The organism is Agreia pratensis, assembly GCF_900177685.1.
GTDB lineage: Bacteria > Actinomycetota > Actinomycetes > Actinomycetales > Microbacteriaceae > Agreia > Agreia pratensis.
In genome coordinates, this window is record NZ_FXAY01000001.1 from 509,408 (window position 1) to 533,520 (window position 24,113).

19 protein-coding genes and 1 other RNA gene are annotated in these 24,113 nt (G+C 65.4%); 5 read left to right on the top strand and 15 right to left on the bottom strand.

Annotated elements, in window-relative coordinates:
- Nucleotides 1-12: 12 nt before the first annotated feature.
- From B9Y86_RS02430 to B9Y86_RS02455, 6 genes are all read right to left on the bottom strand, one after another.
- Nucleotides 13-1,494 carry a malate:quinone oxidoreductase gene (locus B9Y86_RS02430; protein WP_280522290.1) on the bottom strand — a complete coding sequence of 494 codons (1,482 nt, stop codon included), beginning with the start codon at nucleotides 1,492-1,494 and terminating at the stop codon, nucleotides 13-15.
- Nucleotides 1,491-2,639 (bottom strand): hypothetical protein, encoded by a 1,149-nt coding sequence (locus B9Y86_RS02435; protein WP_139824692.1) that lies wholly within the window; start codon nucleotides 2,637-2,639, stop codon nucleotides 1,491-1,493. Before B9Y86_RS02435 ends, B9Y86_RS02430 begins: the two co-directional genes overlap by 4 nt.
- A complete protein-coding gene (locus B9Y86_RS02440) occupies nucleotides 2,636-3,778 on the bottom strand; it encodes a sensor histidine kinase (RefSeq protein ID WP_085482589.1) in 1,143 nt (380 codons plus the stop codon). Before B9Y86_RS02440 ends, B9Y86_RS02435 begins: the two co-directional genes overlap by 4 nt.
- Before the next feature lie 71 nt (nucleotides 3,779-3,849).
- Nucleotides 3,850-4,455, bottom strand: coding sequence for a response regulator transcription factor (locus B9Y86_RS02445; protein ID WP_085482591.1), 606 nt, complete (start codon nucleotides 4,453-4,455; stop codon nucleotides 3,850-3,852).
- Between the two features lie 108 nt (nucleotides 4,456-4,563).
- Entirely contained in the window at nucleotides 4,564-5,262 is a 699-nt protein-coding gene (locus tag B9Y86_RS02450; protein WP_085482593.1) for an SGNH/GDSL hydrolase family protein, read from the bottom strand.
- A gap of 5 nt (nucleotides 5,263-5,267) precedes the next feature.
- Nucleotides 5,268-7,610 carry a glycosyltransferase family 2 protein gene (locus B9Y86_RS02455; protein ID WP_085482595.1) on the bottom strand — a complete coding sequence of 781 codons (2,343 nt, stop codon included), beginning with the start codon at nucleotides 7,608-7,610 and terminating at the stop codon, nucleotides 5,268-5,270.
- A 97-nt stretch (nucleotides 7,611-7,707) separates the two neighbouring features.
- Here B9Y86_RS02455 and B9Y86_RS02460 point away from each other — a divergent pair, with 97 nt between their 5' ends.
- On the top strand, nucleotides 7,708-9,285 hold the full coding sequence (locus B9Y86_RS02460) for a chitinase (RefSeq protein ID WP_176223228.1): 1,578 nt from the start codon (nucleotides 7,708-7,710) through the stop codon (nucleotides 9,283-9,285).
- Here the strand turns inward: B9Y86_RS02460 and B9Y86_RS02465 are convergent.
- Nucleotides 9,282-9,899 carry a DUF1707 SHOCT-like domain-containing protein gene (locus B9Y86_RS02465; RefSeq protein ID WP_085482597.1) on the bottom strand — a complete coding sequence of 206 codons (618 nt, stop codon included), beginning with the start codon at nucleotides 9,897-9,899 and terminating at the stop codon, nucleotides 9,282-9,284. The genes B9Y86_RS02460 and B9Y86_RS02465 overlap by 4 nt on opposite strands.
- Before the next feature lie 50 nt (nucleotides 9,900-9,949).
- Nucleotides 9,950-11,017, bottom strand: coding sequence for an aspartate-semialdehyde dehydrogenase (locus B9Y86_RS02470; RefSeq protein WP_176223229.1), 1,068 nt, complete (start codon nucleotides 11,015-11,017; stop codon nucleotides 9,950-9,952).
- 261 nt (nucleotides 11,018-11,278) lie between these two features.
- Here B9Y86_RS02470 and B9Y86_RS02475 point away from each other — a divergent pair, with 261 nt between their 5' ends.
- Entirely contained in the window at nucleotides 11,279-12,355 is a 1,077-nt protein-coding gene (locus tag B9Y86_RS02475; protein WP_085482599.1) for a hypothetical protein, read from the top strand.
- Between the two features lie 82 nt (nucleotides 12,356-12,437).
- Here B9Y86_RS02475 and B9Y86_RS02480 read toward each other — a convergent pair whose 3' ends face one another.
- From B9Y86_RS02480 to B9Y86_RS02495, 4 genes are read right to left on the bottom strand one after another with little or no spacing between them, the layout of a single operon-like run.
- The gene (locus B9Y86_RS02480) at nucleotides 12,438-13,733 is read right to left on the bottom strand and encodes an aspartate kinase (RefSeq protein WP_085482601.1); all 1,296 of its coding nucleotides are present in this window, start codon (nucleotides 13,731-13,733) and stop codon (nucleotides 12,438-12,440) included.
- Between the two features lie 58 nt (nucleotides 13,734-13,791).
- Nucleotides 13,792-15,483: a bifunctional 3'-5' exonuclease/DNA polymerase gene (locus B9Y86_RS02485; RefSeq protein WP_244894597.1), complete on the bottom strand. Its 1,692-nt coding sequence runs from the start codon at nucleotides 15,481-15,483 to the stop codon at nucleotides 13,792-13,794.
- A 2-nt stretch (nucleotides 15,484-15,485) separates the two neighbouring features.
- Entirely contained in the window at nucleotides 15,486-16,085 is a 600-nt protein-coding gene (gene recR / locus B9Y86_RS02490; protein ID WP_044441714.1) for a recombination mediator RecR, read from the bottom strand.
- Entirely contained in the window at nucleotides 16,086-18,305 is a 2,220-nt protein-coding gene (locus B9Y86_RS02495; RefSeq protein WP_085482603.1) for a DNA polymerase III subunit gamma and tau, read from the bottom strand.
- Between the two features lie 84 nt (nucleotides 18,306-18,389).
- On the opposite strand from B9Y86_RS02495, the gene B9Y86_RS02500 reads away from it, so the two are divergent.
- Entirely contained in the window at nucleotides 18,390-18,806 is a 417-nt protein-coding gene (locus B9Y86_RS02500) for a GNAT family acetyltransferase (protein ID WP_085482605.1), read from the top strand.
- Between the two features lie 152 nt (nucleotides 18,807-18,958).
- Nucleotides 18,959-19,861: an endonuclease domain-containing protein gene (locus tag B9Y86_RS02505; RefSeq protein WP_085482607.1), complete on the top strand. Its 903-nt coding sequence runs from the start codon at nucleotides 18,959-18,961 to the stop codon at nucleotides 19,859-19,861.
- Between the two features lie 48 nt (nucleotides 19,862-19,909).
- On the opposite strand, the gene B9Y86_RS02510 is transcribed toward B9Y86_RS02505, so the two are convergent.
- From B9Y86_RS02510 to ffs, 3 genes are all read right to left on the bottom strand, one after another.
- Nucleotides 19,910-21,094, bottom strand: coding sequence for an acetate/propionate family kinase (locus tag B9Y86_RS02510; protein ID WP_085482609.1), 1,185 nt, complete (start codon nucleotides 21,092-21,094; stop codon nucleotides 19,910-19,912).
- A gap of 3 nt (nucleotides 21,095-21,097) precedes the next feature.
- Nucleotides 21,098-23,242, bottom strand: coding sequence for a phosphate acetyltransferase (pta, locus tag B9Y86_RS02515; protein WP_085482611.1), 2,145 nt, complete (start codon nucleotides 23,240-23,242; stop codon nucleotides 21,098-21,100).
- Between the two features lie 62 nt (nucleotides 23,243-23,304).
- Nucleotides 23,305-23,401, bottom strand: an RNA gene (ffs, locus tag B9Y86_RS02520) — signal recognition particle sRNA small type.
- A 53-nt stretch (nucleotides 23,402-23,454) separates the two neighbouring features.
- On the opposite strand from ffs, the gene B9Y86_RS02525 reads away from it, so the two are divergent.
- Complete coding sequence (locus B9Y86_RS02525) at nucleotides 23,455-24,108, top strand: NAD(P)H-binding protein (RefSeq protein WP_085482613.1); 654 nt, start codon at nucleotides 23,455-23,457, stop codon at nucleotides 24,106-24,108.
- Nucleotides 24,109-24,113 lie beyond the last annotated feature (5 nt).

Consider the following 24,113-nt stretch of genomic DNA (forward strand, 5'->3'; position numbering starts at 1 on the left):
GGCGCCCTGCACTCAGGAAGCGAGGTGCAGTGCCTGCGCCGTGCTCTTCAGCACCTTTCGGGCCGTCGCCGGCGAGTCGGTCAGTCGAGTGCCGAATGAGGGGATCATCGATCGGATCTTCGGCACCCAGCGCACGTAGTCGTCGGGGAAGCACCGCTCCAGAACATCGAGCATGATCGGCACGGCAGTGGATGCCCCGGGTGATGCTCCGAGCAGACCCGCTATCGAGCCGTCGGATGATGCGATGACCTCCGTGCCGAACTGTAGGACTCCACCGCGCTTCGAGTCCTTCTTCATGACCTGCACTCGCTGGCCTGCCGTGATGAGATACCAGTCCTCGGGTTTCGCCGTGGGCATGAACTCTTGAAGGGCCGCGAACTTCTTCTTCTTGCCCGCCAGAAGCTCACCGACGAGGTACTTGATCAGATCGGTGTTGTCGCGGGCCACAGCGAGCATCGGGCCAAGATTGTGCGCTCTGATCGAGCCGGGCAGATCGAGCCACGAGCCCTTCTTCAAGAATTTGGGACTGAACCCCGCATAGGGGCCGAAGAGCAACGAGGCCTCGCCGTCGACGACGCGAGTATCGAGATGCGGCACGCTCATCGGCGGTGCACCCACCGCGGCCTTGCCGTAGACCTTCGCCCGATGCTCCGCCACGACAGCCGGGTTATCGGTTCGGTAGAACTGCCCGCTGATCGGGAACCCTCCGAAACCGCGGATCTCAGGGATGCCGGACTTCTGCAGCAGGTGCAGCGCACCGCCTCCAGCGCCGACGAAGACGAAACGGGCGTTCACTGTCGTGGGAGTCGACCCGACCAGTTCTTTGACGGAGACGTTCCACGTGCCGTCTTTCTGTCGGCGCAGGTTCGAGACCGAGTGCTCGGTCTTCAGGCTCGCGCCCCGACTGGTGAGAAAGTCGAAGAGATGCCGCGACAACGCCCCGAAATCGACGTCGGTTCCGGCGGCGACTCGAGTTGCGGCAACGGCCTCATTCTTCTGTCGACCGCGCATCAGGGTGGGCGCCCACTCGTAGATGACCGAGGGATCTTCGGTGTACCCGATGCCCTCGAAGAGCGGCTCATCGCGCAGAACCTCGAAACGTTTGCGCAGATACTCGACATTCTTCTCGCCCCGCACGAACGTCATGTGCGGCGCGGAATTGATGAAGGTCGACGGGTCGGGGATGTCTCCGTTCTCGACCAGGAAGGACCAGAACTGCCTACTCAGCTGGAATTGCTCGTTGATCGCGACGGCCTTCGACGCTTCGACCGTGCCGTCGGGCATCTCGGGCATGTAGTTGAGTTCGCACAGCGCGGCATGACCCGTTCCCGCGTTGTTCCAGGGGTCTGAGCTCTCACCGGCCACATCACCCAGCCGCTCGAAGATCCTGATCTTCCAGTCGGGCTGAAGGATCGAAAGGAAAGTCCCGAGCGTGGCGCTCATAATTCCGCCACCGATCAGAACAACGTCTACGGGTTTGCCTGCTGCGCTCACACTTCCCATGATACGTCCGCCCACTCGTCTGGTGAGTCGAAGCGGAAGGTCACGACCAGGGCTTCCCCTTCCGCTCGCGCGTCAGCCTCCTCGAAGACGAGGCGCACCATGCGGAGAAAGGGCGCCAAGGCGGGCAGGACCGGTGCACCCGCTGGACGGACGAATTCGATCCGTCCCCAGGCATCCGCCCCCCGCTGCTCGAGAGTGAGGGTTCGCTCCGCGAAGCCGCCGTATTGATCTCCTATCGCGCCGATAAGCGCGCGCAGCGCAGCGATCTGGCGCTCGTCGAGATGCGCGGCGACCCCATGGTCGTCGCTGTATCGGTCGACCATGTCTGCGAGCGTGCCGCGCGAGATTCGATCGACGATCGCCCGTCGCAGTTCGGAGGCGAGTTCGGTCGCGCGGACGGCATCCCCCGGCTGGAGAGACCTCGATTCGGCGAGTCGGGCCAGGAAGGGCTGCACGTCGCTGCGCAGTGCACCGAGTTCCCCCATGGCATCCGTCTCGGCGAGGCGCAGCAGTACACCGCTCTTGTGTCGCATCCGCTGCGCCTGCGCCTCGTCTCGTGCCTCTTCGAGGCTCGCCACGAGACTGCGCGAGTACGCCGCCGACCCGAGACCGATGGCGATGCTCGGGGCGGCAGCGACCAGCGCCAGGATGCTGAGCGCGGCCGAGGCGTCCGAGCTCAGGTTCTGCAGGAACGCCAGGCCGAATGTGACCGCGACGGCCTGCACGGTGAACCAGAGGATCTCGGCGGAGCGCCTGTAAGGACCTGCCAAGAGGAGCGCCAGTCCCAGGCAGACGGCTCCCCAGTCGTCGCGGATGAGCGTGTTCGTTCCGAACTGGCTGAGCGAATTGAGCACGCTCGCGAGCATCACCCCGCCGAGGAATATCTGATATCTGGCGAAAGAGACGATAGGCCCGAAGGGGTTCGCCGCACGGATGAAGTACACGTACGAGGCGGCGAGCACGAGCTGGGCGAGGATGCCCACCACCGGCAACGAGATCTGCTCGCGCCCCGTCGGCGTGAGAGACAGCGCAACCGAGAGAGCCACACTGACCACGCCCATCGCGATGACGAACATGCGCGCCGTCACCCGGGATACCGGGTCGAGTTCGGCGGCGGTCGACTGCGACGACATCATGAGCCGCCCCTCGGCACGGCGAGAAGCACAGAGGTGCCCGCCCCAGGCGTCGACCAGACAGTGGCCGATCCCCCGACCCCGAGCATCCGGTCGTGCACGGAGAGCCGCAGGCCGAGCCTGTCGGACGGAGTGGCAGAAGCGGAGAATCCGCGGCCGGCATCGGCGATCGTTGCCGTGACCTCGTCGCCGAACGCGACGATAGCGAGCTCAGCCAATGACACGCCCGCGTGAACGACCACGTTGACGAGGCACTGCTCGATCGCGGCGACGATGGCCTCTTCGGCCGCCGCGTCGAGAGTATCGAGCTCATGGACATCTCCCGATACGATCACGCGGAGTCCTCGCGATCCGACCCGCGCCAGCGTGCTCGTGAGCCTGTTCTCGCTCGTCGATTCGATCAAACCCGGTATCGCAGCGCTTCCTGGGGCGCGAAGAAGCTCATCGCTGCGGGCGAGGAGGTCTAGATCTCGGTGGATGACATCGAGATGGCCCTCGGGGATCGGACCCGGCTCGAGCATGGCGATGGCGTGCAGATCACCGAGGACCGTGTCATGGAGGAGGCTCGATGCGTGTCCGAGCAGGCGGGCTTCTTCATCGATGCTCTCCTGCTCTTTCGCTGCACGATCGAGGGCCGGCGCCTCCTGCACGGCATTTCGGCGTGCAAGCCACAGGACGATCAAGAGGGCGAAGACGGCGATGACCGATCCGAGGGCGGTGAAATCGACGACGATCTCGCGTTGGCCGATCTCAGTGCCCAGCACAGACGCGCTGGACGTGGCCACATAGGAGAGCCCGCACACGAGGAGACAGGATGCGAGCGATCGCCGACCAACGCCGGATACCGTCGCTGCGACCACGGGCAGACTGAGCACGATGCTGTCGGATTTCTGACTCGACGCAAGCAGCGGATCGACACTCAGGGCATAGGCGAATCCGGCGCAGCACACGACCAGCAATGCGACCACAGTCTCTAGTGCGCCGTGTCTTCGTTGGAGGACGTATGCACCCGCGCCGAGTACGGCGAGACACAGCACCGGAACGACGGCCCGAGTGATGCCCACCTCGCCCTCGGCGACCGGAGCACGGACCGAGAGCACGAAGACGATCGCCGAAACCGCGGCAAGCAGTATCGACGACAACCAGACGCTCGCATGGCTGAGGGCACGGCTTGTGAAGACCCCCTCGGCGTCTGTGCCCAGTGCCAGGGCGGTCAGGACACGAGCCCGTCTTCCGCCGCTCGGCGGATGAGATCCTGCTTCGACCTGGTGGGGCGCCCCGTGGACGCATAGTGGTCGCGAATGCGTGACAGATTGCTCTTGACGACCTCGAACGGGATGCCGAGTTGCAGCCCGATATCGACCGGACTCAGGCCATCGGCATAGAGACGAAGGATCTCGAGTTCAGCGTCGACGAAGGTCGCCTCGCCCTGCCTTTCCGGCCATGCGGTGCGCACGGCATCGACCACCGAATCTGCCGGTGATGACTTCGACACGAACGCCGAGGCGCCCGCCGCCAGCGAACGCTCGCGAACCTCATCGGTGTCGATCGCGCTCACCACGACGACGAGGGAACCTGCGGCGAGGCATGTTCTCACCCGAGTCTCGATCGAGATCGGTTCCTGCAACTGCAAATCCATCACCACGACATCTGGCGGGAACGCGGTATGCCTGATCATCTCGAACCAGCCGGTGACGCTGATGACGACATCGAGGTCGGGCGCGTTGCTGCGCATGTACATGGTGAGGCCGTCGAGGAGGAGCTCGTGGTCATCGACGATTCCGACTTTGCATGATTGCACCGTCGACTGCACTTCCACGTTCTCCCCCTGAATAGGTTTTCGCGCACAAGCAGACTCCCCCCAGAGGCGCACGGTCACCTCACCCTACTCGTTCGATGAGACGTGCGCAGGGTGCATTTCATATGGTTACAGTCCACGTCGATCCAGCTCTTCTGACATGCGTCGAGCGATCTCGGCGTAGCCTTCATCGTTCGGGTGAAGTCCGTCGTCTGCCATCCATTCTGGATGGCCCTCGATCCAGTGAGAGGCGCCCCCGATACTCTCGGCTCCGATCGACTGCGCTTCAGCAGCAACCCACTCGCTGATAGTCGCCAGGCTCTGCGGCCGCTCGTCGGTGTACCAGAACGGCTCGACGACGATGATGCGCGTCTCGGGCAGCGACCCTCGCAGCTTCGCGAAGTCGGCGACGATTGCCCTGTGCACGTCGTCTGATCTCTCGGGCATGGAGAAGTTGTCGTTGAGCCCCATCGTCACGAACAGAATGTCTGGTGTGGATGCGATCACGGCGTCGACGAGGTCGCCGCCGTCGGGCAGCCGGTCGCGGTTGTTCACAAAGCCCAGACCGTTCACGCTCGGGTTGACTTCGTTCCATCCCCGATCGGCCGAGATGATGCTCGACCAACGCATGCTCGGATCGCTCGCTCCGGTGCCGAGCGTGTACGAGTCACCGTAGAAGGCGACCACCGGGGCGCCTGGGATGCCGGTGGCTCCCGACGACTCAGCCGGGGCGTCGCGCCCCTGGGATGCGCGCACGACTCCCCCTCCGATGATGATCGCGAGCACGGCGAGAACGACGATGAGTACCGTTGGTCGCCGCCTGATCATGGCGTCTATTCGGAGCGGTCGACGTTCTGGATTGCGCTACCCGCATTGACCCGGCTGCGCGGCGAACTGCTGCGGATGCCGATTCTCCGACGGCGGTCTTTCGACTGACGTAGGTCGCGGCCCAGCCTCCGGTCGCCGTGATAGAGGATCGTCTGCCAATCGACCGGCGCATCCGGATCGACGAGTGAACGCTGAGGTTCCTTTTTCTTCTTACGGTCGACGTAGAGGAAGTTCAGGAATCCGAGCCACACATCGACGGCGGAGTTCCAGAGACCGATGTAGGCGCGGATCGCTCCGGCCGCCATGACCGCGTTGAACGCTGCGAAGAGAGCGTTGCCCCAGTTCTGCAGAACGATGTCTCGATAGAGCGTGAACAGAGAGAACAGCACGATCACATAGGGGGTGAGCACGTAGAGAGCGGGTGCTGCCGTGCGGTTCTTGACCTTGGGCGTTCGCACGAACGGAATCTTCTCGCCTGTGATCATCTGCTGGAACGATTTGAAGACGCCCGCCAGGTTGACGGGAAGCAGCACGAGATTGAAGCCGTAGATGCGGAAGATGTCGCTGAATCGGTGCCCGGCCGAACGCAGGTCGCTTCCCATGGCGATGAAGTACGGCAGGGCGGCGAGGAAGACGAAGGGGCTCAGCAGTCGACTGTCGTAGGGGTACGCGAGCAGAAACAGGAGACCGAAGCTCGCCCAGGCGATCGATGCCATGTAGTTGGACCGCAGCAGGATCTCGCTGAGGAGTACCCGCTCGCGATTGAAGCGCCGTTCCCGCAGCTGGTCCCAGAACTTCGGAAGAATGAGAAGTCCTCCGTTCGCCCAGCGGCGACGCTGAACGATGAGCGAACCGAAGTCGGGTGGTGTCGCGCTGTAGCTGAGGCGCTCGGGGTAGTTCACGAGGGTCCACCCGTGAGTTCCGAGGTCGATGCTGGATTCAGTGTCCTCGATCACGGTGCGGTCCTGGATGAAGGTCTTCACTTCGAAGCCGGCGACGACCTCGACCTCGACGATGTCTTCCAGTGCACGCTTGCGGATGACCGCGTTCGCTCCCACCCAGAACGTGGCGTTGTAGTAGGTCATGCCCTGGTGGAGGATGTGCTGGAGGTCGGTCGTTGCACCAGCGACGCGCTCGATCCGAGTGGGAGCTCCGCGGAACGCCGAATACGGCGTCTGAGTCACTGCCACCTGAGCGTTCTCCGGCTGTTCGAGCAGGTAGACGAGTCGCACACAGTAGTCGCGCAGAAGAAGCGAGTCGGCGTCGAGCGTGAGCAGGTATGTGGTGTCGGGAATGATCACATCGGCGGAGGCTGCATCTTCTGCTTCGCGAAGAACGACACCGTCGACGGTCTCCTCCGTCGACCAGGCGCGGCCCATCAGCCCGATGTACGAGTTGAGGTTCATGGCCTTGTTGGCCTCGTGCGACAGCGATGCGAACTTCTTGCGTTCGAAGTAGTCGAGCTTCGCCGTGAAGATCCGCGACAGCCGGAGCGCAAGCGTGATGAGCCGGTCTTGGTCGGGGTACGAATCCTGATCGAGAGCACCGCCCAGGGCTACGATCGTGAGCCGCAGCTCGCGGGCGAGACCCATGACGATCTGGTCGACGAAGAACTCATCGACGTGATCGCCCACCTGCTCGGTATCGGCCATCGCTTCGAGCCACTCCGCTGCGGCGACGTAGTCGTCGACGAGCTTCTGCACGTCGAGACGCGTCACCGCATCGCCCGTGGCGAACCGTGCTGCAAGCTCGTCGACCGATGTCTGAAAGCGCTCACTAGGGATCCTCAGCGCCGCCTCGATCTGTGCGGCGAGCGCTCGCGTCGCGTCGAGCGTCTCCGCCTTCTCCAGGTCGGTGGGGTAGGGCGGGTCGTCGAGCAGCAACACGATGCGCAGGTCGGGAAATTCCTGGAGCGCCGCTGACCACAGGGTGGCTCGAACGACGTTGGTCTCTTCGGCATAGCTCGGGACCAGCACGGTGATGCCGTCGGTGTACTCGGCGAAATGACGATCGAGTTCACCGCGAGGCACGCGAACGTGACTGCGGAATCTGTATAGAGCGCCCTGGCGCGCCAGCAGATACATCAAGGCCGAGAACGTGAGAATCGTGACGACGAGGAGGTAACTCACCGCCTCGATCGTGAAGCGGAAGCCCGCACCCGGATTGTTGACGAGCTCGCGGAAAACCGTCGTGATGACATAGATCAGCCAGAATCCGACGGTGGCCACGATTGCGAGGCGACCCGTCGTGACCATGCGCTTGCTCGGCTTGGGATGCACGATCGACAACGGCTCGCTGCGTCGCTCAGAACCCCACTGCCGTCGCCGGCTCTTCGTTCCGTCGGACATGACAAATCTCCCCAGAAAAGTACCCAATAGCTACAAAGTTGACAGTCTCTCACGATTTTGTGCGAAAGTGAGTACTGATCAATTTTTAGGGGAACTCTTGTCTACACGTTTTCCCGGGCGCCGCTTGTCGATAGTGCGGTTGTCCGGCGTCTTTCTCCTCATCGCAGGACTCGTCTTCTCCGGCTTCCAAGGCTGGAGATGGTTCCAGGACGCGACGAGCGTGACGACGAAAGCCTGGACGGCCGGCTACGTCGACGTCACCGCCACGCCCAGCTTCGCGTTTGAGAACCCGGCCAACTCGGCGGGCAAGAATGTCGTACTGTCGTTCGTCGTCGCATCCAAGACCGACCCCTGCAGCCCCTCGTGGGGCACGTACTACTCGATGGACGAGGCGGATCAGGCCCTCGACCTCGACCGGCGGATCGCACGCCGCGACCAGCAGGGCGGCGACGTGATCGTGTCGTTCGGCGGGCTCCTCAACGACGAGCTGTCGACGGGCTGCACCGACCCGGACAAGCTGAAGAAGGCGTACGAGTCGGTCATCGACCGCTACTCGCTGAGCACCATCGACCTCGACATCGAGGGCACCAACCTGACCGATACCGTGTCGGGCGACCGGCGCGCTGCCGCGATCGCGAGCATCCAGAAGGATCGGGCTGGAACCAGCTCGCCCCTCGCAGTGTGGCTCACGCTTCCCGTTGCCCCGTCGGGCCTCACCGCTGACGGCACCGACGAGGTGACTCGGATGCTCGACGCCGGCGTCGACCTTGCGGGCGTCAACCTGATGACGATGGACTTCGGCGGCAGCCTAGAGGCGGGGCAGTCGATGCTCGATGCCTCGACCGCCGCCGCGAACGCCACGCACGGCCAGCTGCGCACCCTCTACGACCGCCAGGGTATCTCGCTCGGCCCGGTCGAGCTGTGGAACAAGATCGGCCTCACTCCAATGCTCGGCCAGAACGACGTGGCCGGTGAGATCTTCACTCTCGATGACGCCAAGGGGCTCAATGCCTTCGCCGTGAAGAACGGCATCGGCCGCGTATCGATGTGGTCTCTGAACCGCGATACCACCTGTGGCTCGAACTATCCCGACGTCACGCGCGTGAGCGACTCGTGCAGTGGCGTGGCCCAGGGCGATCTGTCGTTCGCCGCGCTCCTCGGTGACACCCTGACCGGCTCGCCCGACTCGGCCGCTGGGGCGGTCACCACGTCGGTGCCGACCAGCAAAGAAGACCTCACAGACGATGCTCGGACCAGCCCGTATCAGATCTGGGATGCAGACTCGGCATACCCGAAGGACACCAAGGTCGTCTGGCACCGCCAGGTGTACACCGCCAAATACTGGACCCAGGGGGACATCCCTGACAACCCCGTGCTGCAGGCATCCGAGACGCCGTGGGAGCTCGTCGGACCTGTCCTTCCGGGCGAGACTCCGGTTCCGATTCCCGAGCTGCCGGCGGGAACGTATCCCGAATGGCAGGGCACGAGCACCTACACGAAGGGCGACTTCGTGATGTTCGACGGCGCCGCCTACGAGGCCAAGTGGTGGACCCAGGGCGACAGCCCGCAGGCATCCGGCAGCAATCAGGACGCCTCGCCGTGGCGGGCCCTCACCGACAACGAGGTTCGCACGATCCTCGGCATTCCGACCGTGGGAACCGGCACCGGCGGCTAGCGCCTGCGCTTGCGGTCCGGCTTGCCGTTCGGCCCGTAGATGATCGTGCCTGCCACGGGAATCAGACCGAACCAGAGCCAGCCGAATTCCCAGTGCCAGACACTGATGCTGGCAAAGAACAACCCCAGTGAGGCGAAGGGCACCAGGGCCATGATCGTCGCGCCCACGCGGCCGGGCTCGCGCCTCTGAGGCGTCGCCCATGCCTGGGTGGCGGGGGCGACGCCGCTCGCAGTAGTGGGCGCGGGGGCGACGGATGCCGAGGGCATGACGGGCGCGGATGCCGCCTCAGGCGCCCCATAGGCGGGTATGGGCTCGTCGAAGACGGCCGGTGCGCCCTGCCCGCTCGACGCGGGCGGTCGGCCGTACGCGGGCAGCGCGCCCAAGGGCTGCGCGGCTGCCGCACTCGATGGAAAGGTCGTCGCCGGCAGATCGGCGAACAGCGGAGCGAGGTCGCCGCGGCTGACCGCGTTTCGTGCGGCCTTGCTGCGCTCGGCGAACTCCGCCTCCGTCAGGCGTCCCTCCGCCACATGCTGGCGCAGTTCAGTGACGGCCTGGTCTCGCTCAGCGGTGCTCAGGCGATAACCGGGGTTGCCTGTGTAATCGGGAAGGGGCATAAACCCATTGTGACCCGCTCACCGCGCCCACGCATCCACCGACCGACTTATCAGGCGGGGACGGCGGCCGATCGATCTGCCGCGACATACTCGGCGATCTGCACGGCATTCAGGGCAGCACCCTTGCGGAGGTTGTCGTTGCTGATGAAGAGGGCGAGGCCGCGACCCGCCGGGGCGCCCTCGTCGGCGCGGATGCGACCGACGTAGCTGGGGTCGTTTCCCGCGGCCTGCAGCGGCGTCGGGACGTCGGACAGTTCGACGCCGGGAGCGTTCGACAGGAGCTCGATCGCTCGCTCCGGACTCAGGGCGTTGGCGAATTCGGCATTGATAGAGAGCGAGTGCCCCGTGAAGACCGGAACGCGAACGCAGGTGCCGCTGACGAGCAACTCGGGCAGCTCGAGGATCTTGCGGCTCTCGTTGCGCAGCTTCTTCTCTTCGTCTGTCTCACCGAGGCCGTCTTCGACGATGGAACCCGCCAGCGGGATCACGTCGAAGGCGATCGGTCGCACATAGGTCTGCGGTTCGGGCATCGATACGGCATCGCCGCGATGCACCAGCTGAAGCAGATCAGGGTCGGCGACGGCGGCCCGCGCCTGCGACGCGAGCTCCTCTGCTCCCTTGAGTCCGCTGCCGGACACAGCCTGGTAGGTCGACACGATCAGACGCGTTAGGCCCGCTTCGGCGTGTAGTACCTTGAGTACCGGCATGGCGGCCATCGTGGTGCAGTTCGGGTTGGCGATGATGCCCTTGCGCGCCTCGGCGATCGCGTGCGGGTTGACCTCGCTCACGACGAGCGGCACGTCGGGATCCATTCGCCAGGCGCTGGAGTTGTCGATCACGAGGACTCCAGCGGCGGCGAAGCGCGGCGCCTGGGCACGTGACCCGGTGGCTCCCGCTGAGAACAGCGCGATGTCGAGGCCAACCGGATCTGCGGTCTCGATGTCTTCGACGACGATCTGCTCACCACGGAACTCGAGCGTTGTTCCCGCTGACCGGGCCGTGGCGAAGAACCGAATGCTTGCAATCGGAAAATCGCGTTCCTCGAGCAGGCGGCGCATCACTGTGCCGACCTGTCCGGTCGCTCCGACAACGCCAACGTTCAATGCCTGTGCAGCCACAACTTGTCCTTGGGGTATCTCAGCCGCGTCGCACCCCCAATAAAGGGGGCAGTACGCGCGCGCATGACGCGGCCGAATGCCACGTTGCCCAATATTACCAAGGCACCGACGGGGCCGCGCTTCAGTTTCGACTGTGCAGCGTCGAGACCGTTCGTGACATTCCTTCACGAATAGGCTGGCCATTTACCGAAAGGCACACCTATGCTCAGGTAATCCCAAGGTTTCCGAGCTTCGCCCCTGCGGCGTGGCCTGAACAGAAACGTGAGCACTCCCGTGAAACCCAGCAGCACCCTCCTACGCGCCGCAGCCATCACGGTTGCCGCGACCCTCGTCGCCGGCTCCGCCCTTCTCGTCGGAGGCACCGCCTCTGCTGCCGAGGTCCAGGTCTCGGGCAGCGAGATCGCCCCAAACGAGTCGACCTACGTCGGCTGGCACGAGGGATACACGCCCCCCGGAGCACCGGCCACGGTGACGGATGCCGGGCTCACCCTCACCGGAAAGTCGCAGATCATCAACGGCCTGGCCACTCCGCTGACCGGCCAGACTTTCGAGGAGATCGCAGCGACCACCGGATTGACTGTGGTCGCCGGCGGAAACAAGTACTCGTACCAGATGCCGATCTTCGCTGATCCCGGCACCGCATTCACGACAGTGCGGTCGCAAACCGACGGCTGGACCCTGACGGGCGGCATCGGAGGCAGCACTGAGGGAATCAAATACACGGCTGCACAAATCGATGGATTCCTCGGCACGGACTTCAGCGTGCTCGCCTTCGGAGTGCAGGTGCAGTCTGGGACGACCACCTTCGCGACGGTCTCGTTCCAGGGAACCACCTACCGGTTCAACAAGGTTGTCGTCCCTGACGCGAAGGTGACGATCGTGCCCAGCACAATCAGCCAGGCCGACGCAGCGAATGCCGACAAGGGGTTCACTGTCTCGGGCGTCGAGTTCGCGCCGAACTCGCCAATCACGATCAGCTTCCGCGCTCCAGACGGAACCGCGTTCGGCTTCTCAGCCGACGGACCGATCGTCACGGACGAGGTCGGCGCCTTCACGCTCGAGCACGTCTACTTCACCTCGTCGACGGGCGTTCTGCCCGCAGGCATCTACGCAGTCGTCGTGACAGATGGCGATAACACCTCTCGTGAGGCGAATATCTCCGTGATCGACCCGACCGCTCCCTCCCCTGTGACTCCGGCAGCACCGACCCCGGAGGCCCTCGCTGCGACCGGTCTCGATGACTCGCCGCTGTTCCTGACCTCCGGTCTCGGACTGCTGCTGGCCGGTATCGCAGCATTCGGCATCACGGTCGTCGCGCGCCGCCGCACCGCCGAGTAACCGAAACACCCGCTAACGACGAACGGGCCGCCTCCCCGAAGGGAGACGGCCCGTTCTGCTGTTCCGGGAGCGGGGCGGCGGGTCAGCGGCCCGTCCCTCCGTGCACGATCGCCTCGGTGTCGCTGTCTAGGCCGAAAGCTGTGTGCACGACGCGGAGCGCGTCGTTGATGGTGTCGGCTCGGGTCACCACCGAAATGCGAATCTCACTCGTCGAGATCATCTCGATGTTGATTCCCGCCTCGAAGAGCGCGGTGAACAGGCGTGCCGAGACGCCGGCGTTCGTTCGCATGCCCGCGCCGACGAGAGCGAGCTTGCCGATCTGGTCGTCGTACTGCAGAGAGAGAAAGCCCACGTCGCTCTGATCGGCGCGCAGCGCCGTGAGTACCGTCTGCCCCTCCGTCTTCGGGAGCGTGAACGAGATATCGGTGAGGCCGGTCGACGCGGCCGACACGTTCTGCACGATCATGTCGATGTTGGCGCCCGTCTTGGCGACGATGTTGAAGATCTGCGCGGCCTTGCCCGGGATATCGGGAACGCCGACAACGGTGATCTTGGCTTCGCCCAGGTCTGTCGCGACTCCGGCGATGAGTGGCTCTTCCACGACATTCTCGCTCTCTGTGGGGAGGCCCTCCGAGGGGTTCTCCGATGGGTTGTAGACGATGGTGCCCTCATTGTTGTTGAACGAGGAGCGCACGTGAAGGGTGACACCGTGGCGGCGCGCGTACTCGACCGCTCGAATGTAGAGGACCTTGGCACCGTTGGCAGCCAGCTCGAGCATCTCTTCGCTCGTGATGCGGTCGATCTTCTTCGCCTTCGGAACCACGCGGGGGTCTGCCGTGAAGATGCCGTCGACGTCGGTGTAGATCTCGCAGACATCGGCGTCGAGGGCCGCGGCGAGCGCGACGGCGGTCGTGTCGGAGCCGCCTCGACCGAGTGTCGTGATGTCTTTGGTATCGCGGTTGAAGCCCTGGAACCCGGCAACGATCGCGATCGCGCCCTCGTCGAGCGCTTCACGAAGCCGCACCGGCGTGACATCGACGATGCGCGCCGAGCCGTGTCGGGCATCCGTGATCATGCCGGCCTGGCTGCCGGTGAACGACCGGGCCTCGTGCCCCAGGCTCTTGATCGCCATCGCGAGCAGGGCCATCGAGATGCGTTCGCCCGCGCTCAGCAGCATGTCGAGCTCGCGGGGTGCCGGCATCGGCGTGACCGCGTGAGCCAGGTCGAGCAGTTCGTCGGTGGTGTCGCCCATTGCCGAGACGGCCACAACTACGTCGTTGCCAGCCTTTCGGGTCTCGACGATGCGCTTGGCGACGCGCTTGATGCTCTCGGCATCGGAAACCGATGATCCGCCGTACTTCTGCACGATCAAGCTCACGTAAACACTCCTGAAATCACGAGGATTGGTCCAACGTGCAATCTTAGCGGGCGCGCGTTCACGCCTTGGCCTTGTCGTAGCTGTCGACGATTGCAACGCTCACGGGAAACTGAACCGGCAGTGCTCCGAACAGGATCCTGCCGGCATCGTCGGCCGCCGTGCGCACCTCGGCAGCCACCGTGTCGGCCAACTCGACGGGCGTGTGCACGACGATCTCGTCGTGCAGAAAGAAGACGAGATGTGGTCGTTCTCGAAGAGGCAGCTCGGGGCCGAGAAGCGCCAGCCTGCGGCGAAGGCCCGCCATCCATGCCAGGGCCCACTCAGCAGCGGTGCCCTGCACGACGAAATTGCGCGTGAAGCGGCCCCAGCTTCGCCTCGCGGTCTTCGCCCGGGCACGCACCGCCTCGGCCGCACCCTCTTGTCGCGAGTCGTCTTGCAGCTCGAGCCATTCGCTTGAGGGGTTGGGAGACGTGCGACCCAGGTGCGTCGACACCACAGCACCGCTCTCGCCCAACCGAGCGGCCTCTTCGACGAACCGGATGGCGTCGGGGTAGGCCCGCGCCAACCGTGGAAGCATGCGGCCGCTCTCGCCCGTCGTTCCGCCGTACATCGCGCCGAGCATGCCGACCTTGGCGTGCGCGCGCGTATCGACGGCACCGGATGCGACGATGCCGTCGTAGAGGTCACGGTCGCGCCCGGCTGCGGCCATCGCTCGATCGCCCGACATGGCCGTGAGGATGCGCGGCTCGAGTTGCGCGGCATCGGCGACCACGAACATCCACCCCGGGTCTGCGATGACGGCGCCGCGAACCTGGTGGGGCAGCTGCAGCGCTCCCCCGCCATCGGCCGCCCAGCGGCCCGTGACGACTCCGCCCGGCACATACACGGGGCGGAATCGACCGCCCTCGACCCAGGCGTCGATCCAGTTCCAGCCGTTGGCGGTGAGCAGGCGAGACAGCTTCTTGTAGCTCAGCAGTGGCTCGATGGCCGGATGCTCGTGGCGCGCGAGTTCCCATCGGTTGGTGCTCGAGACATCGATTCCGGCGCGACGCAGCGACTTGACCAACTCGACCGGCGAATCGGGGTTCGCGCTCGGATCATCGAGCGCGGCGCGGATCTCGAGAAGCAACTCGTGCATGCGGGCGGGCCGCTGACCCAGCGGCGGGCGTTCTCCGAGAAGCTCGACGAGAAGGTCGTTGTGTCGGGAGGCATCCCACGGCAGACCGGCGAACTGCATCTCGATCGCGATGAGACTGCCGGCCGACTCCGCCGCGAGCAACAGCGACAACCGGTTGGGATCGAGCGAGCCCGCAACGGCTGCGCGCTGCAGTCGGAACTCTTCGACGGGATCTGCGCCCGCCGCGTCGTCACGGCCGCGCTGGACACCGAGGTCGAAGAGGGTGTCGGTTTCGCCGTGCTCTGCCCAGGCGCTCGGAGCGTCCCACGACGAGGGCGCGGAGAGGGCGAGCTCTGACTCAGCCGTGGCTGCCGCGTTGCGCAGAATGGTGTGACACAGGCGCAGGTCGACACAACGTTCGATCTCGACCTCTGCGGCGAGCAGAGCCGGGTACCAGCGCCGAGTGTCGTCCCAGACCCAGCGCGGCGACCGCTTCTCGCGCTCGGCGACGGCCTCCGGAAAATCATCGCGCGACACTGCCTGAGGCTGTCCGAGCAGTCTGCCCGCTTCGTCGAGGTCGGTGAACGTCACGGCATCGTCGGCGCCCGGAGCCGCGCTGACCGCGATGTGCACGATCAGCTCTCGACGAGCCGACGCCCCTCGAAGGCACGGCCGAGGGTGACTTCGTCGGCGTACTCGAGATCGCCGCCGACCGGAAGCCCGGATGCGAGGCGCGTGACCCGGATCTGCAGCGTGTTCAGCAGACGCGAGAGGTAGGTGGCCGTTGCCTCGCCCTCGAGGTTGGGATCGGTGGCGATGATGACCTCGGTGATGTTGACGTCGGCCAGCCGCTGCATGAGTTCGCGGATGCGGAGATTGTCTGGTCCGATACCGTCGATCGGGCTGATCGCACCGCCGAGCACGTGATAGAGGCCCCTGAACTCTCTCGTGCGCTCGATGGCGACGACATCTTTGGCTTCTTCGACCACGCAGATGACGGTCTGCTGGCGACGAGGGTCGCGGCAGATCGAGCAGGTCTCCTGCTCCGACACGTTTCCGCAGATCGAGCAGAAGTGCACCTTGTCGCGTACTTCGATGAGCACCTCTGCGAGACGGGTCACGTCGAACGACTCGGTCTGCAGAATGTGGAATGCGATGCGCTGCGCCGACTTCGGGCCGATGCCCGGAAGCCTGCCCAACTCGTCGATGAGCTCTTGGACGATGCCTTCGTACACTTAGCCGTCGCTTCTCTGCGGGTTGCGAGGAGCAACGGGCTGCTCCTCGATGAAATTGGCGCCCAGGATCTCACGCACGACGGCCTCGCCGTAGCGCTGACGGCCGGAGTCGGTCGTCGCGACGGGCGCCGGGCGTGCCGGAGGCGTCTCGGGTCGGCCGCGGGTGAACGTGGGAACAGACGCGGCTTGCTGCGCAGGACCAGAGGCCTGTGCAGGGGCCGGCGGCGACATCGGCGCAGCGGCAGACGGTGCGGGCCTGAACGCCGGCTCACGGAAGTCGGGCTCTGGCTCACGATCTTCTTCGGGCACAGGCTCGCCCACCACATCGGGGCCCGGATCGGACTGCGGGATGGCGACGACAGCCCACGAGCTGGTGACCGCGGCGGGGTTCTGCGGCGCGCTGGTCGCCTCGGGGCGCGATTGCGGCGCGCGTGCCGCGTCGGGTTCGGATGCGGGTGCCGCCGCGGGTGCGGGCTCGGGCGACCGGGCCGCGTTGGTCTGTGGTGTTACGGCAGCTCCTGGCTGCTCTACGCGAGCGATGTACTTGACCCGCACGCCCAGCAGGTCGAGAATCGCCTGCCGCAGGATTTCACTGACTCCCTGGCCGGGCGCCTGCTGCTGCTTGAACTGGTTGACGTCGTTCTCGCTGGGGAAGGCGAGGGTGAGCACGTCGTTCTCGAACGCGCGCACCGTGGCGGTGAACACGACCAGCCAGGCACTGCGCTTGGCCTTCTGCACAGCTTCAAGGATCTCGGGCCAGGTGTCTCGGACCTGCTGAAGGCTGACGGGACCGGTCGGCACGGGGGCACGGACTGGAAGCACGGGCTCGGCCGGAGGGGCAGCGGTCTCGACGGGTGGCGTCACTGACGTCGGCTCAGGAGCCACTGCGTCGGCCGCGACGACCCGTGGTGTCGGATCGGCCTGCCGCGAACTCGACACCGGTGACGAAGAAGACGGCGCGAACGAATCGGCCACAGCAGGAGCGGGGGCCACAGCAGGAGCGGGTGCCGCAGGAGCGGGTGCCGCAGCAGCACGCGGCGCATCGGTCGTCTCTACTCCCACTCGGCGCTCGAGACGTTCGATGCGAGCCAGGGACCCGCGTTCGGTGTCGTCGCTGGCGGGCACAAGAACTCTGGCCACCATCAGCTCGAGATGCAGACGCGGGCTGGTGGCACCGGTCATCTCGGTGAGGGCCGCATTGACGATGTCGGCCGTGCGCGAGAGTTCGGCGTGACCGAACTGCTGCGCCTGGTGATGCATGGCCTGCAACTCGTCGGTGGGCACGCCGCGCAAGACGGCTCCCGCGGCCTCGATACTCGTCGTTGCACTGACGATGATGATGTCTCGCAGGCGCTCGAGCAGGTCTTCGACGAATCGGCGGGGGTCTTGGCCGGTCTGGATGACCCGATCGACGGCACCGAACGCCGCCGCCGCATCACGCACGCCGATCGCATCGATCACCTCGCCGAGGAGAGCGGAGTGGGTATAACCGAGCAGCGCGACGGCACGCTCATATTCGACCGTGTTGTTCTCGGAGCCTGCCATGAGCTGGTCGAGAAGCGAGAGGGTGTCGCGGGGCGAACCGCCGCCAGCGCGCACGACGAGAGGCAGCACGCCGGGCGCCACCTGCATACCCTCGCTGTCGCACAACTGCTGAACGTACTCGAGCAGCTGGGCCGGAGGCACCAGCCGGAACGGGTAGTGATGGGTGCGCGAGCGGATGGTGCCGATGACCTTGTCGGGCTCCGTGGTGGCGAAGATGAACTTCACGTGCTCCGGCGGCTCTTCGACGATCTTGAGCAGCGCGTTGAAGCCCTGCGGCGTGACCATGTGCGCCTCGTCGAGAATGAAGATCTTGAAGCGGTCTCGGGCTGGTGCGAAAACAGCACGCTCTCGGATATCGCGCGCGTCATCGACACCGTTGTGGCTTGCCGCATCGATCTCGACCACATCGAGCGAACCCCCGCCGTCGCGCCCCAGCTCGACGCAGCTGGGGCACACGCCACACGGCGTGTCTGTCGGCCCCTCGGCGCAGTTGAGGCAGCGAGCGAGGATGCGGGCCGAGGTGGTCTTGCCGCAGCCTCGCGGGCCCGAAAAGAGGTAAGCGTGGTTGACCCTGTTGGTGCGGAGCGCTGTCATGAGCGGATCGGTCACCTGCGACTGACCGATCATCTCGGCGAACGCCTCAGGTCGATAGCGGCGGTAGAGGGCGGTGACCATGCAGCAATCGTAACGGTCGCCGCCGACACCGAGCCCGTCGCATCCGGAGCATGTGGGCGGAGCGGCGTCGGCGAGAATAGTGCGATGAAGATTCGCCCTTTCGCCCTCGAAGACACCGACGCCGTAATCGAGCTCTGGACGGCCGCCGGCCTCGTTCGCCCGTGGAACGACCCGCGCAAGGACATCGAGCGAAAGCTCACAGTGCAGCCCGAGCTCTTCCTCGTCGGCGATGCTGACGGTGTTGTGGTCGCGGCGGCGATGGTGGGATACGACGGTCACCGCGGATGGGTCAACTACCTGGCCGTGTCGCCCGAGTCCCGGGGCCTCGAATACGGCCGCCGACTGATGGAGGAAGCCGAGCGTCTCCTCACCGAACTCGGCTGCCCGAAACTCAGCCTCCAGATCCGAAGCGACAACACAGAGGTACGCGCGTTCTACGAGCACCTCGGCTACACGCAGGATGCAGCTGTGAGCTATGGAAAACGCCTCATAGCCGACTGACGCATGCTGTGGGCTCGGATTCCGTGCAGCCTGAGCGGCACCTCGTCGAATAGCGGCGACGCTCCTCCTGCACTGCACCGAATCCGGCGACCAGAGTGCACAGATCGGCCATCGGGCCAATGTCGTCGGATTGATCACTCCAGAGTTGCGCCATGAATCGCGTACTAGACATCGTCATCGCCCATAACGGAATTGCCCACAGCAGCACTCTGCGAGCTGCCGGCGCAAGTGACTCCATGGTCGCTCTCGCCGTGGCCCGCGGCGACGTCGCGCGCATCCGCAACGGGTGGGTGGCGATCGAGTCGGCTCCCCGAGAACTCGTCAATGCCGTCGCGGTAGGCGGCCGGCTGAGCTGCATCAGCGTGCTGAGAATGCACGGCATCTGGTGCGCTGACGATCGCTATTCGCACATCAGCACATCACGTCGCCCGGGGCGCCTGCGCTCGCCGATCGGCGGGCCGCTCGGCAACCCGGCGCGCTGGGGGCTGAAGGTGCACGTCATCGCCGGGCGCCATGACCCTTCACGCCTCGTGGACACCATTGATGAAGCCCTCCTGCACCTGTTCTCGTGTCACGCTCGAGACGACGTGATCGCCTACCTCGATTCGGCGTTGAATCTCGGGCTCACGACTCGTTCCCGTCTGGCGGAGCTTCCTCTGACGGACACCTACCGCGCCTACCTCGAATTGCTCGACCCGGCCGCTCAGTCCGGCCTAGAGACGAAGGCGCGCCTCGGCTTTCGACGGCGGGGAATAGGGTGCCGCTCGCAGGTACACATCGCAGGAGTCGGCTTCGTCGATCTGCTGATCGGCGATCGACTCGTCATCGAGTGCGATGGCATCAACTGGCACAGCTCTGCCAGGGCCCATGATGAGGACTGCCGCCGCGATCTCGAGCTCCACCGCCTTGGCTACATCGTGATCCGGGTCACCTATCGTCAGGTGATGTTCGACTGGGCGAACATCGATGAGGTCGTGCGGGGCTACGTCTCGAGGCGGGAGCACCGCTGGTCGGCCCGGCACAGACGCGCCGGACTCGGTTTTCGTGCAGCATGAGCCGCACCTCGTCGAATAGCGAGGAGGATCAGCCCGGGCTGCACCGAATCAGATCACGGCCAGCGTCTGCCGCGCGATCTCCAGCTCTTCGTTCGTCGGAATCACGAGCACGGCCACGCGCGACGCATCAGTCGAGATGAGTCGCGGTCCGCGCTCGGGCGAGGCATTGCGCTCCTCGTCGATCTCGATGCCCAGGATGCCGAGACCTTCCAGCGCGCCGGCCCTGATCAGCGGGGTGTTCTCCCCCACGCCCGCGGTGAAGACGATCGCGTCGAGCCGCCCCAGGTGCGCAGCGTAAGCGCCCACGTACTGCTTCAGCCGGTGCAGGTAGACATCGAGAGCAGCCTGCGAATCGACGTCACCCGCGTTCGCCGCGGCGACCATGTCGCGCATGTCTCCGTGGCCGGAGAGCCCCAGGATGCCGCTTCCGCGATTGAGCAGGGTGTCGAGATCGTCGAAGGACTGGCCCGTCTTGCGGTGCAGGTGAAAGAGCACGGCTGGGTCGAGATCGCCCGAGCGGGTGCCCATGACGAGGCCTTCGAGCGGCGTCATCCCCATCGATGTCTCCACCGACTTTCCGTCGGAGACGGCACAGGCCGACGCGCCGTTGCCGAGGTGCAGCACGATCGTCTTCGTGTCGCCCAGCGGGCGGCCGAGAAACTCCGCCGCCGCCTCGGAGACGAACTTGTGCGAGGTTCCGTGAAAGCCGTAGCGGCGCACTCGGTGACGCTCGGCCAGCTCCTTGTCGATCGCGTAGGTGTAGGCGGCCGGCGACAGTGTCGAGTGGAACGCCGTGTCGAACACGGCCACGTGCGGCACAGCCGGGAACGCCTTCTGTGCCGCCTCGATGCCCTGCAGATTGGCCGGGTTGTGCAGGGGCGCCAGCTCTGCCAGGTCTTGGATGTTTATCTTGACCAGCTCGGTCACTACGGTCGCCTCGAAGAACCGCTTTCCACCATGAACAACGCGGTGCCCGACCGCGACAGGCGGATGCTCGTCGAGCGACGGCCCGTTCGCCCGGAACGCCTCGAGCATCACCTGAAAGCCCTGCGAGTGATCGCGGATCGGCAGGTCGAGCTCGGTCGAGCCCTGACCGTTGCTGTGTTTGGAGTGCCCTGTCTCGTCTCCGATGCGCTCGACGAGGCCCGACGCCAGAACCTCTTCGGTGGTCATCTCGATGAGCTGGTACTTGAACGACGATGAACCGGAGTTCACTACGAGGATCGCGCTCATGCTTCAGGCTCCTTCTACTGCGACCACATCGACCGGCTGAGCAGCCGCCTGGATGGCCGTGATGGCGATGGTGTTCACGATGTCGGCCACGAGTGCGCCGCGCGACAGATCGTTGATCGGCTTGTTGAGCCCCTGCAGAACGGGGCCGATGGCTACCGCTCCGGCGCTGCGCTGCACAGCCTTGTAGGTGTTGTTACCGGTGTTGAGGTCGGGGAAGATGAAGACCGTGGCGCGACCGGCCACCTGACTCTCGGGCATCTTCGTGGCCGCCACCGCGGCATCCGCTGCGGCGTCGTACTGGATCGGCCCCTCGACCAGCAGGTCGGGCCGACGTTCGCGCACGAAGCCGGTGGCGGCGCGCACCTTCTCGACCTCTGCGCCGGAGCCCGACGTTCCGGTCGAGTACGAGAGCATCGCGATGCGCGGTTCCACTCCGAACTGCGTCGCCGTCGCGCTCGACGAGATGGCGATGTCGGCCAGCTGCTCGGCCGTCGGGTCGGGGATCACCGCGCAGTCTCCGTAGACCAGCACCCGGTCGGCGAGCGCCATGAGAAAGACGCTCGAGACGACGGATACGCCGGGCTGGGTCTTGATGACCTCGAACGCCGGGCGGATGGTGTGCGCCGTGGTGTGCGCCGCGCCCGAGACCATGCCATCGGCGAGGCCGAGCTTCACCATCATGGTTCCGAAGTACGACACGTCGGTGACCGTGTCACGCGCCTGCTCGACGGTGATGCCCTTGTGCGCACGCAGCCGGGCATACTCTTCGGCGAACGGCTGGCGGTACTTCTCGTCGAACACGCTCACGATGTGGGCGCCCTCGAGGTCGAGCCCCAGACCGGCGGCCCTCGTGCGGACCTCGTCTTCTTCTCCGACGATGGTGAGCTCGGCGATGCCGCGAGCGAGGACCGTGCTCGCCGCCTTCAGCACGCGGTCGTCGTCGCCCTCGGGCAGAACGATGTGCCGGCGCACGTGACGGGCCTGGTCGATGAGCCCGTATTCGAACATCAGCGGCGTGACCACGGTCGACGAGCTCACGTCGAGCAGTTCGAGCAGCTTGGCGCCGTCGACGTGCTGCTCGAAGAGGGCGAGCGCACTGTCGTACTTGCGCTGAGAGTCGGCGGCCAGGCGTCCGCGGGTCGAGGTGATGCGCAGCGCCGTGTCGTAGGTTCCGAGGTCAGTCGTCACAATCGGCAGAGTCGAGTCGAGGCCTGAGATCAACCGCGTGATCGGTTCCGGAAGCTCGAAGCCACCATTGAGGATGATGCCGCTGAGCGAGGGGAAGGTTCCGGAGGCATTCGCCATCAGAACCGCGAGCAGCACCTCGGAGCGGTCTGCGGGAATCACGACGACGGCGCTCTCGGTGAGGCGCGGCAGAACGTTGACCATCGACATTCCGGCGACGACGACGCCCAGCGCCTCTCTGTTGAGCAGGCTCGGGTCTCCCGAGAGCAGCGAGCCGGCGGTGGCCTCCACGAGGTGCTGCATGGTCGGGGCGACCAGAACGCGGTCTTCGGGAATGGCCCAGATCGGAACAGATACGGGGCTGTCGATGGCGGAACCGATCGCATCCCGGATCTCGTCGAGCCGCTCGGGGTCGGCGCGGTTCGACACGATGCCGAGCAGTGTGGCGTGCGCAAGTTTGAGCTCGACCAAGGCCAACTCCGTGAGCTGGCGCATGTCGTCGGGCGTGCGCGACTCGGAGTAACCGAGCGTCTCTGAGGATCCCTGACCCTTGCGTCCACCCAGCACCAGCAGCACGGGAGCGCCGAGGTTCGCCGCGACGCGGGCGTTGAACGAGAGCTCGCTCGGGCTGCCGACGTCGGTGTAGTCGGATCCGAGAATGACCACGGCGTCGCACTCTCGCTCGACCGCCTTGTATCGCTCGACGATGACCGACAGAGCGGCATCCGGGTCGTTGTGCACGTCGTCGTAGGTGACGCCGATGGTCTGCTCGTAGCTCAGCTCGACACCGTCGTGCGCGAGCAGCATCTCGAGCACATAGTCGCGTTCGGCCACCGAGCGCGCGATGGGCCGGAAGACTCCGACCCTCTGCAGCGAGTGGCAGAGGGTATCGAGCACCCCGAGCGCAATTGTGGATTTTCCCGAGTGACCCTCGGCGGACGCAACGTAGATGCTTTGTGACATCGCTACTTTCTTTACGCGGGATAGGCGTGCCTAACCAGCTTAAAGCCCGTGCCACCTTAAAGATCAAAGACCCCCCGCGCACCCGCCAGAGCCCGGTTACCCTTGCTACGTTTCCGTCCTGGGGGAGTTGGCCTGGATGGCGCCACGCGGGGAGCCGTCAACCACTTTACGCGAGGTTGTGTGCTGCTCGCGAACTGAGGTGTACTGGATGCATGCGTATTGCAATCGCCGGTGGTCACGGCAAGATCGCCCTCATCCTCCAGAAGCTCCTCAGCGAGGCCGGCCATGAGGCCATCGGCCTCATCCGCAACCCCGACCAGGCGGGTGATCTGCTCGCGGTCGGCGGCATCCCTGTCGTCCTTGATCTCGAACAGATCTCGGCCGAGACGCTCGCAACCGATCTCGCCGGGGTGGATGCCGTGGTGTTCGCCGCCGGCGCCGGCGCCGATTCGGGGGCGGCTCGCAAGCTCACCGTCGACCGGGATGCGGCCGTGCTGCTGGCCGACGCGGCCGTGATCGCCGACATCCGTCGTTACGTGATGATCTCGGCCATGTCGGCCGACTCGTTCGAGCCGGATTCCGACGATGTCTTCCAGGTGTACCTGCGCGCGAAGAGCGAGGCAGATTCGGCCGTGCGCCAGCGCGACCTCGACTGGACGATCATTCGCCCGGGCGCTCTCACCGACGACCCCGGAACCGGTCTCGTGCACCTCGCCGAGAGCACGGGCCGCGGCTCGATCCCCCGCGCCGATGTGGCCCAGCTGGTGTACTACAGCCTCGTCGACGGGGTGGGACTGCACGCCCAGTTCGAGGCGATCGAGGGCGACGACCCGGTGGCCGAGGCCCTCACGAGGGCCCGGTACTGACGACC

Excerpts from the sequence above, each read along its gene's own strand:
- B9Y86_RS02510 (WP_085482609.1), bottom strand. The coding sequence starts at position 21,094 with ATGAGCGCGATCCTCGTAGTGAACTCCGGTTCATCGTCGTTCAAGTAC.
- B9Y86_RS02525 (WP_085482613.1), top strand. The coding sequence starts at position 23,455 with ATGCGTATTGCAATCGCCGGTGGTCACGGCAAGATCGCCCTCATCCTC.
- B9Y86_RS02455 (WP_085482595.1), bottom strand. The coding sequence starts at position 7,610 with ATGTCCGACGGAACGAAGAGCCGGCGACGGCAGTGGGGTTCTGAGCGA.
- B9Y86_RS02435 (WP_139824692.1), bottom strand. The coding sequence starts at position 2,639 with ATGATGTCGTCGCAGTCGACCGCCGCCGAACTCGACCCGGTATCCCGG.
- B9Y86_RS02505 (WP_085482607.1), top strand. The coding sequence starts at position 18,959 with ATGAATCGCGTACTAGACATCGTCATCGCCCATAACGGAATTGCCCAC.
- B9Y86_RS02500 (WP_085482605.1), top strand. The coding sequence starts at position 18,390 with ATGAAGATTCGCCCTTTCGCCCTCGAAGACACCGACGCCGTAATCGAG.
- B9Y86_RS02495 (WP_085482603.1), bottom strand. The coding sequence starts at position 18,305 with ATGGTCACCGCCCTCTACCGCCGCTATCGACCTGAGGCGTTCGCCGAG.
- B9Y86_RS02465 (WP_085482597.1), bottom strand. The coding sequence starts at position 9,899 with ATGCCCCTTCCCGATTACACAGGCAACCCCGGTTATCGCCTGAGCACC.
- B9Y86_RS02450 (WP_085482593.1), bottom strand. The coding sequence starts at position 5,262 with ATGATCAGGCGGCGACCAACGGTACTCATCGTCGTTCTCGCCGTGCTC.
- pta (WP_085482611.1), bottom strand. The coding sequence starts at position 23,242 with ATGTCACAAAGCATCTACGTTGCGTCCGCCGAGGGTCACTCGGGAAAA.